Source organism: Allobosea eneae, from assembly GCF_042657265.1.
GTDB lineage: Bacteria > Pseudomonadota > Alphaproteobacteria > Rhizobiales > Beijerinckiaceae > Allobosea > Allobosea eneae.
Genome location: NZ_JBHSLW010000080.1, coordinates 53,830 through 62,066, shown reverse-complemented (window position 1 = coordinate 62,066; position 8,237 = coordinate 53,830). Strand labels below are relative to the sequence as shown.

The window sequence follows — 8,237 nt, the reverse complement described above, 5'->3', positions numbered from 1 at the left end:
CGCAGATCAGAAGGCCGCCTGACCTTCACGCGCCCCATCATCGCGCCAGCGGCCCTCGCGCGAAGGCTTCAGTCATGCGGCCCTCCTCGTGTGCGTACGGCGCTGCCGAAATCGCCTCGTCTCAAACAACTGCGGTTCCGTAGCGAGGTCGCGCTGATGTTGCTGCAAAACCGCGCGAAGGCCGGCATCCAGTCAGTTCTCCATATCATCCCTGAGTAAAATTACGGCCTGCCAACGCCTCGATAAGAGCGCAATCGCTGACGCCGACGCCGCTGGAACACGCCTTTGCAATCCGTTGGAGCTCGGCTTCAAGAGAGCCCAGGTGGCCGATCTTGCAGCGGACCTCTGCCAGATGGCCGGCAGCAACGGTATGGGCTTCGCCGCAGGCTAGTTCGGGGCTCTCAGAGAGCCGCAGTAAAGCCCTAATCCCTTCTCCGGAAAAGCCAAGATCCCGCGCATGCTTGATGAATGCTAGGCGTTTGAGATCGCCCTGAGCGTAGCGACGCTGATTGCCGCCCGACCGCGTTGGCCTCGGAAGTAGGTTGATCCGTTCGTAATATCGTATCGTCTCAACCTTGACACCAGTGTCTTCGGCCAACCTTCCGATCGGCAGCGAACAGCGAGGCACCTTGCTCTCACGCATCTCTCTGTTCCCCAAAGCAACAGCGCCGATCAGAATTGGGAGCCAGAGCGCGATAGTGAAGAGACATGGCGCCACCGGCAGCTGCTACGGTTGAACGTCCTATTTTCGTGTTGCCCGAATGGCCTCTTCCAACGGCTTTTGACCAACGGCACCGACCATAAGCTGATTGCCGACCACGAATGATGGGGTACCGGTCACGCCCAACCGCTGCGCGAGATCGAGATTCGTATAGATCTGCACTTCAATCTCCTTGGTCGCCGCAACCGATTTCAGGCGTTGGGTGTCGATCCCAAGTTTGCCAGCCACTTGTAAAGCCCTCGAACCATCGATGCGGCCTCGAGAATCCATGAGACGTTTGTGGAACTCGCCTGCCGTGGTCTCGCCGGCCACTTGCTTCACGGCTAGGCCGACCTTCGCCGCTTCAACCGAGCCCGGTCCCAAAACGGGCAGGTCCTTCAACACGACCCTCAGCTTCGGATCGCCGGCGACGAGAGCAGCGACATCGGGAGCGGCGCGCTTGCAGTAGCCGCAGTTGAAGTCGAAGAACTCGACCAGCGATACGTCGCCATTGGGGTTGCCCATGACGATATCGCCTTTTGACTCCAGCAGTGCGGATCGCTCAGCGAGGAGTGCCGCGGACTTTGCCTCGGCCTCCGCCTTTTGAGCGCGAAGCTGCAGTTGGGTCAGGGCTTCCTCGATGATCTGCGGATTTTCGAGGATATATTCGCGGATGATCGTCTGGATCTGGCCCCTGTCGATTTGCTCGGCGTGACTGTTTGAGGCCGAAGCAATCGTTCCGAAGAGCAGCCCCGCGAGGTACCCAAGCTTTCGGCCCACCAGCTTTGATCGAACTCTGCCTCCGGAAGGAGCGCGTTGCATCAATATCATTCTGTCCCTGAATTCGTGTGGCTCATCACCCTGATTCACGACCATAGTGGGGCGTCCGCCGGCGCGCAGTTTCGCCCCAACGAGCGCAACATCAGCACGGGATATCGAGGCTGGCATCGCGCTTCTCGCGAAGGGCAACGAACTCACTTTTATCGGTGCCATTGCCGATATGAATGTTTGCGCGACGCTACGCTCCGACCGTGCTTTGCCAAGCAGGAACACGTCGCCCGCCCGCGCCATAATCATGGCACGCGAACAAATCGACATCGTCGGCTCTATCGAGGATATGCTTGATCGATTGAATGAGCGCGCCGGCGTTGCCGCGATGGAAATCGCATCGTGCGGTACCGGAATCGGGCATGAACAGCGTATCGCCTGTGAATACGGCGTCACCGACGACAAAGCTTAGATGATCAAAGGTGTGGCCCGGTGTAGCGAGCACCTTGATCGTGAAGTCTCCGAGCGGGAGTTCTTCGCGGTCTGCCAGGAACCTGTCGAACCGATCGAGCGTGCCAAAGCGGGGTTCCAAGCCGTAGACATCCGCGATTGCGTTAGCGACCTCGCCAACGCGATCACCGATCGCGATTGCCCCGCCCAAAAGCCGTCTCAGCTCGGAGGCCCCGGAGATGTGGTCGTGATGGATGTGGGTGTCGAGGATCCAGTCGAGCCGCAATCCTCGCTCTCGCACGAAGCTCGGAATAAGCTCGACTGGCCTACAACTGGTGTGCCCCGAGGCGGGATCGAGGTCAAATACTGGATCGATCACTGCGCAGGCTTTGGATCGAGCGCACCAGACGTCGGGTTTCATAGACCTCCTCCTGCGTCATGGGGACGAGGCTCTCGCCTCAGCCCTTGGGCTGCGGCACCACGCGCAAATAGGGCTTGAGCTCCTTCCAGCCGGCCGGAAACTTCTCCTTGGCGGCCTCGCTGGACAACGATGGGACGATGATCACGTCGCCGCCCTGCTGCCAATTCGACGGGGTTGCCACGCTGTGCTTCGCTGTGAGCTGAAGTGAATCGATCGTGCGCAGAATCTCATCGAAGTTGCGTCCGGTGCTCGCCGGATAGGTCAACGACAGCTTCAGCTTCTTGTCGGGTCCGATCACGAAGACCGAGCGTACCGTCATCGTGTCGCTGGCATTGGGATGGATCATCCCGTACAGGCCGGCGACCTTCCGATCGGAATCGGCGATGAGCGGGAAGTTGACGCGCTGGCCCTGCGTCTCCTCGATATCATCCTCCCACTCGCCGTGATTGGCGAGCTCATCCACGCTGAGCCCGATCACCTTGACGCCGCGCTGGTCGAATTCCGGCTTCAAGCGCGCAACATCGCCGAGCTCGGTGGTGCAGACGGGGGTGAAGTTCTTCGGATGAGAGAACAACACTGCCCAGGAGCCCTCAATCCAATCATGAAAGCTGATTGCTCCTTTTGTCGTTTCCGCGGTGAAGTCCGGAACGACGTCGCCGAGTTGCAGTGTCATGGTCGTTTCCCTTTCCTGTTGGGATTGGCGATGGTGGTCTGACCGTGGTCAGCCTCGGGTTAGTTTCCAGCAGGGGCAATCGAACACGCCCCGGCCGAGAAACCTCATTTCTGTCGGATCAGGCGCGACGAATTCGCCAGGATGCCGATATCAGGATCGCCTGGAGCGAAGCCGCCAGGGTCCGATGGGATTATCCCGAAGGCCGCGAGGGAAAGGCCCGCCAGGTTGTAGAACGCGGCGACATTGATCTTCACCACGGCCATGGTTCGCCGCGCGATCCTGAAGCAATCGGCCATCAAGCCCCAATCCTCGCGCATCAACACGATGTGTGCAGCCTCCATGGCAACATCCGTCCCGCCGCCCATGGCGATGCCGACGTCGGTTTGCGCCAAGGCAGGCGCGTCGTCGGCCATCTCCGACCATGACCACGCGATGGCCTTTGGCCTGCAATTCCCGGACAGCGCGGATCTTGTCTTCAGGCAAAAGGTTTGCCTGGAAGCCGATCCCGAGCGGACTGGCGATGGCAGCCGCAGTCCGTTCGTTGCCTCCGGTCCGCAGTTCGGGGCGTTGAATGCCGAGCTTCCGGATTTCATCGATGGCCGTCGAAACCTCCGGCCGCACATTATCCATCGCAGCCAGTATGCCGCTGGGTGGGCCATCGATCGCCATGATCAGCAACGTCTTTCCTTCGGATTCCCGACGGGAGACGATCGGGTGACCATCGTCGATGGGAACAAGACGACGATTGCCAATCACGACCGTCTGGCCTTCAATCACAGCACGGATGCCCCTGCCCAGCAAGGCTTCAAATCGCTCAGGTTCGCCGGGGCGCGGGTGCTGCTCGCGCGTAAACGCGGACCGCCTCGGCCAGCGGGTGTTCTGAATGGCGTTCCGCCGTAGCGGCGAGCCGCAGCAACGTCGCCTCTGCGGCTCCGTCGAGCGATACGACATCAGTGACCTTGGGCTTGCCGGTGGTCAGTGTGCCGGCTTTATCGACGAGCACGACGTCGGCGCTCTTGATCGCCTCGACATACTTGCCGCCCTTGATCAGCAGACCGCGCTTCGCCGCTGCGCCGATAAAGCCGAAACCCTTCGTGGCGTTGAACCACTTCACGGTGCCAGTCGCCATCGTCGCATCTCCTAAAAAAAGGCGCGCCATCGTCGCAGGATGCTGGGATTGCACAATCCGGCGGTTCGCGAAGGCGACCACCGGAACATGATGATCGGACCATGCCGTTTTCTTCGTTGAACGATCCTATCGACGTCGCCCGCGCGCATGCGGCGTTCGATCTCGTTTGGAACGAGGTGAGACCGAGTGTTCCTGACGGCGATCAGGAGCGCGAGCGGACGCGCGTTGCCTCCCTCGTCGCACACTTCGCACATGTCGCGCTCGACGAGGCCGACCTCGTGCGCCGAACCCTGGATCGATACCGGAAAATGGTCGAGTAGCCACCAGCGGTCGGGAGCCGCATTGCGACCGATGTCGGCGCGGAAATGTCTCAGGCGAGCAATCGAGACCTCATGGGCTGATCATTGTGGATAGCTCTCTGGCCGTGGCGCCGATCGATTTTCGGACCCGGTCCGGCTCAACATCGCGATGTCCGTCGCGATCAATCGCCTGCTTGTTCTCAGTGACAGCGAGACAGGCTTCGTCGAGCGACAGCGGGATGTCACACACACCTCAGCGCCTTATCGGACCGCCCAGCAGCCGGGCCGTAAAGGCGGTCACGATCAGGATCACCGCCGAAACCGTAATACCCATTACCGCCAGAGCCGGCCCAACCAGCTCACGGACGCGAGTTCCTAACGACGCAATCGGGCCGGCCAACTCCGATAGCCCCACGCCGCGGCTGATGTCGCCCGCCTGCGTGATAGCCCAGTCGCCGAACATTGCCCAAAGTCCGTAAGCGAGGCCGACCAGTACCACCCAGAGTAAGAGCAGTCCGCTGCCGAGCATCCAGATGAGGGTTTGAGCACGCCTGCCGCCGCCACGGGGGAGTGGTAGAGCCTCTTGTGACGCCTGCCAGGACGGCCTTGACCCGGCTTGATCGATGGTGAGGTCCTCCGAACGACGACGTCCGCCCCGTCTTCCAAGGCCGTTGAGCACAGCGCGGAGGCGAGTCCGCAGGGCCGGATCACGCGCCAACCGTTCTGCAAAATAGATCAGGATCCATCTCACGTCATGGTCCCCTGGCTTGTGCCTTCTGAACCGGGGTCAACGCGCTCAACGAACGCTGGGGGCACCATCACAATGAGGGCTTCACGTCCGACCGACACTCGGATCGGCGTCTTCGTGATGACCTCGCCATCGACGGCAACGTCCTGTTTTGGGACGGTGTCGATCACCAGCTCTGGGGCTTTGAGGACCTCAATATCGGCAGCCCTAAACGGGGCGCGGAGGGCGACGCGCGCCCATTCCTTGCCCAACGCCCATTTGGACGGCTCCGTGAGGATATGGACGACGATCTGGCCGTCATCAGGGTTGGCGTCGGGCGCAACCAGAACACCGCCTTGATATCCTCCATTCGCAATCCGAACGTCGAGCGCATCGAATGAGGTTTCCTCACCATTGATGGTGATGATGCATCGGAAAGGCCCATAACGCATGAACTTGCTTGCCCCGACCAGAAGGTACGCGCCCCGGCCAAGCCATTTTTTCAAGGCGTGCGGTGTCGCCCGTCCAATAACGGCCGGCATTCCGATCGATGACCCATTGGCAAAGTAGCCATCGTTGATCTTGCCAAGATCGACATCAAAGACCTTCCCGCTGACTAGGATGTCAATCGCTCCAGGCAGATCAAGTGGAATCCCGAGCGTGCGGGCAAAACTGTTGGCTGTACCCAGCGGCAACACTCCGAGGACGACGCTGACATAGGCAAAATGGTCGACCACCGAACTGATGGTGCCATCGCCTCCGCCTACGATAATGAACTTGCGCCCTTTGGCGATCTCTTCTCGCACGATCTCCGGCAATCTCTCAGAATGCCGGACCGGATAGGAAGCGTCCAGAATGATTCCCGCTTCAATGAGTCGCCGCTTCGCCTCCGAATAGGCCCGCGCACCGCGCCGCGACCGCGTGTTCACGACGAGAACTGCGCGGCGGCTTTCCTTAATCTCTTGCGCCAGTGCAGCCTTTTCCACACGACGGTCAAACGCTGGATGTTGTGCAGAGTGGCTGGTGGTCATGGCTTCTCCGGATTGCTCTGCATTGGGGACAGGCTCGCGAAATCTTCTTTCGCAAGGAGAATGCGTCCGCTCCACGTGTGCCTACTCAATTCACGCTGCGCCCAGCGTCCGCCTCTCCCGGAAGAGGAGGGCGCGCCGTTCGGCCTTTCGGTACTTTGCCCCCCGGGCCGCGACGGCCGGCGCCATGTTGGCGGATGCCCCGCCCCAATCCAGTGCCATCATAGGTGCACCAGGGTCGGAGCAAGCCACCCGAGCACGGCGAAAGCCACTCCGACAGCACCGAGTGCACCACCAAGCCAGGTGAGCCAGGCCACCCCCGCGATCAGTGACGCGGAGGCCAGCACGATTGCGAGTTGCAGCCCGGCGGCGCCATATTCATAGAGGTGATAGGCGGAGAGGGCGCGATCACGCTGCGCCTCGGCGCTCTTGGCGCGCGCGATGAGTTCCTTGCGACCCTCGTTGGTGGAGGGCTCGGTCTCGTAGCGCTCGGCCGTCGCACGCCATGCCTGAACGCGTTTGACGACGGCTTCCGCGCGATCCGTCGGCAGGCCGGCGCCCCCGACTGCTTCCAACCCCTCCGCAGCCGTCCGCAGCGTGGTCTGCCGGATCGTCTTGGCCTGAAAAAAGGACCAGAGGTTGGCGGCCTCGATGTTGGCGGCGAGCGAATCGAGTTGCGCACCCTTGCCCCGCATCTCGGTGAGGGCAAGGAAGGCGGCAAGGACTGCGATCAGGAGCGCGACCCGCCGGTTGCCGTGGTTGTGGACCGCCTCTTTGATCGCCTCTTGGTGCTCTCGCGTGTCCATGCTGGCTCTCTCCTATAATCGGTCGGGGTTCGCGGACGGGCGCTCGTGAGCAGCGTCGCGGGTGATCACGTCTCTGCCGACCAGGTTGCGACAACGGCGTTGATGGTACCGTTGCCGCCGCCCGCGATGATGGTCCGCCAGTCCTTGTCGACGGCCTAGCGCGCCAGGTCAGGCAACTCGAGTCCGTGCCGCGCGATACCGATCTCCAACGGAATTCCGCGTGGGGCGAGCATAGTCTAGCTGTCGCGCTCTCGACCCCGGCGCGGCTCGAGCGAGCAGCCGCGCGCCGCGACCGGTCTCAATAGTCCGACACAGCGAACTCACGAGCCGGTGGGTGTACCGAGGATGCTGCAAGCCAAGAGTTGAGGGAGACAGCGGCTTGTCAGCAAGGTTCGAGGCCATCGAAAGCGGCCGGGTAGCAATCGACCATTTTCGACGAGGGTCGGCTCGAACCGGCCTTGATGCCGGTCGCCGAGGACAACGGCGAGGAGAGCCACAATGGCGGTTAGAATGCCCGCTAAGACGAGCCACGCTGCTGGCCCGCGCCGGCGTTGCGGAATACGGGCGCGTTCTGCATTCTGGCGGTTTCAGCAACAAGGACTGCTGTCATTCGGGTCAACTGGCCGGGTGTGAACGGGAGCGGTCTCAGGAGCGGCACGGCTTCTTGCTCAGTCGAACAACCGAGACAGAAACGAACCTCGGCGCCGGTCGCCCTCCCGAGAGTCACAACTGTCTCGGTAACGTGGATCGGCAGCGTACTGGCCAGCGGGATAGTGCGGCGGATAGACTCCAGACCCCGGCTGCGGCAGAAATCCGCCTGGGGTTTGCGCTGGGGTTGGCGACGGTTGAGGCAAGAAGCTTGCCGCCGGCGGGGCCGAAGCGTCGGGCTGCATCGCGCTTCGCTCGATAATCTTGTCCAGCTCGCCACGGTCCAGCCAGACACCGCGACATCGTGGGCAGTAATCGATCTCGACCCCTTGCCGCTCGGTCATGACCAAGGCCACCCGGCAGATCGGGCACTGCATTCCTTCCGCTGTTGCCTGCGCGGCTTGCACTTGGTCTGACATAGTCGCTCTCCCTCCCGAGCCACTCTGCCCGGGCAAATATTGAGGCTGCGCCTCCGGGTCTTACTGAAGACGAATGCGCACTCGGGCCTCCGGATTGCTTCGCAAGGTAGCGCCAAAGCATCCGGCGACGATGGAACCCATTTGATATGGGCGTCCCACCGTTGGAGCC

General features: G+C 61.7%; 12 protein-coding genes and 1 pseudogene. 2 read left to right on the top strand and 11 right to left on the bottom strand.

Annotated features, from left to right (window positions below):
- Window positions 1-219 (top strand): hypothetical protein (locus ACFPOB_RS29015; RefSeq protein ID WP_377801670.1); only part of this gene is annotated, 219 nt, incomplete at its 5' end.
- Here ACFPOB_RS29015 and ACFPOB_RS29010 read toward each other — a convergent pair.
- The 7 genes and pseudogenes from ACFPOB_RS29010 to ACFPOB_RS28980 form a co-directional block, all read right to left on the bottom strand.
- Window positions 206-643 carry a MerR family transcriptional regulator gene (locus ACFPOB_RS29010; protein ID WP_089172836.1) on the bottom strand — a complete coding sequence of 146 codons (438 nt, stop codon included), beginning with the start codon at window positions 641-643 and terminating at the stop codon, window positions 206-208. The genes ACFPOB_RS29015 and ACFPOB_RS29010 overlap by 14 nt on opposite strands.
- Window positions 644-742: 99 nt before the next feature.
- Entirely contained in the window at window positions 743-1,798 is a 1,056-nt protein-coding gene (locus ACFPOB_RS29005) for a DsbA family protein (RefSeq protein WP_377801669.1), read from the bottom strand.
- Window positions 1,719-2,339 carry an MBL fold metallo-hydrolase gene (locus ACFPOB_RS29000; RefSeq protein WP_191124828.1) on the bottom strand — a complete coding sequence of 207 codons (621 nt, stop codon included), beginning with the start codon at window positions 2,337-2,339 and terminating at the stop codon, window positions 1,719-1,721. The genes ACFPOB_RS29005 and ACFPOB_RS29000 overlap by 80 nt, the downstream gene beginning before the upstream one ends.
- A 37-nt stretch (window positions 2,340-2,376) precedes the next feature.
- Entirely contained in the window at window positions 2,377-3,012 is a 636-nt protein-coding gene (locus ACFPOB_RS28995) for a peroxiredoxin (RefSeq protein ID WP_089172834.1), read from the bottom strand.
- Window positions 3,013-3,116: 104 nt separating this feature from the next.
- Window positions 3,117-3,425, bottom strand: coding sequence for a hypothetical protein (locus ACFPOB_RS28990; protein WP_248307694.1), 309 nt, complete (start codon window positions 3,423-3,425; stop codon window positions 3,117-3,119).
- Between the two features lie 55 nt (window positions 3,426-3,480).
- Window positions 3,481-3,813: pseudogene (locus ACFPOB_RS28985) on the bottom strand (HAD family hydrolase); the annotation flags it as partial.
- Between the two features lie 13 nt (window positions 3,814-3,826).
- Window positions 3,827-4,141 carry a cold-shock protein gene (locus ACFPOB_RS28980; RefSeq protein WP_157732857.1) on the bottom strand — a complete coding sequence of 105 codons (315 nt, stop codon included), beginning with the start codon at window positions 4,139-4,141 and terminating at the stop codon, window positions 3,827-3,829.
- Window positions 4,142-4,242: 101 nt separating this feature from the next.
- Between ACFPOB_RS28980 and ACFPOB_RS28975 the strand changes: the two genes are divergently transcribed.
- Window positions 4,243-4,461, top strand: a complete 219-nt coding sequence (locus tag ACFPOB_RS28975; RefSeq protein ID WP_068078947.1) for a hypothetical protein — start codon at window positions 4,243-4,245, stop codon at window positions 4,459-4,461.
- 232 nt (window positions 4,462-4,693) lie between these two features.
- On the opposite strand, the gene ACFPOB_RS28970 is transcribed toward ACFPOB_RS28975, so the two are convergent.
- From ACFPOB_RS28970 to ACFPOB_RS28955, 4 genes are all read right to left on the bottom strand, one after another.
- On the bottom strand, window positions 4,694-4,903 hold the full coding sequence (locus tag ACFPOB_RS28970) for a hypothetical protein (protein WP_191124827.1): 210 nt from the start codon (window positions 4,901-4,903) through the stop codon (window positions 4,694-4,696).
- Between the two features lie 284 nt (window positions 4,904-5,187).
- Window positions 5,188-6,198, bottom strand: coding sequence for a diacylglycerol/lipid kinase family protein (locus ACFPOB_RS28965; RefSeq protein WP_377801668.1), 1,011 nt, complete (start codon window positions 6,196-6,198; stop codon window positions 5,188-5,190).
- A gap of 218 nt (window positions 6,199-6,416) precedes the next feature.
- A complete protein-coding gene (locus tag ACFPOB_RS28960) occupies window positions 6,417-7,001 on the bottom strand; it encodes a DUF4337 domain-containing protein (protein ID WP_089172829.1) in 585 nt (194 codons plus the stop codon).
- Between the two features lie 668 nt (window positions 7,002-7,669).
- Window positions 7,670-8,026, bottom strand: a complete 357-nt coding sequence (locus ACFPOB_RS28955) for a TFIIB-type zinc ribbon-containing protein (protein WP_089172909.1) — start codon at window positions 8,024-8,026, stop codon at window positions 7,670-7,672.
- Window positions 8,027-8,237: the final 211 nt, after the last annotated feature.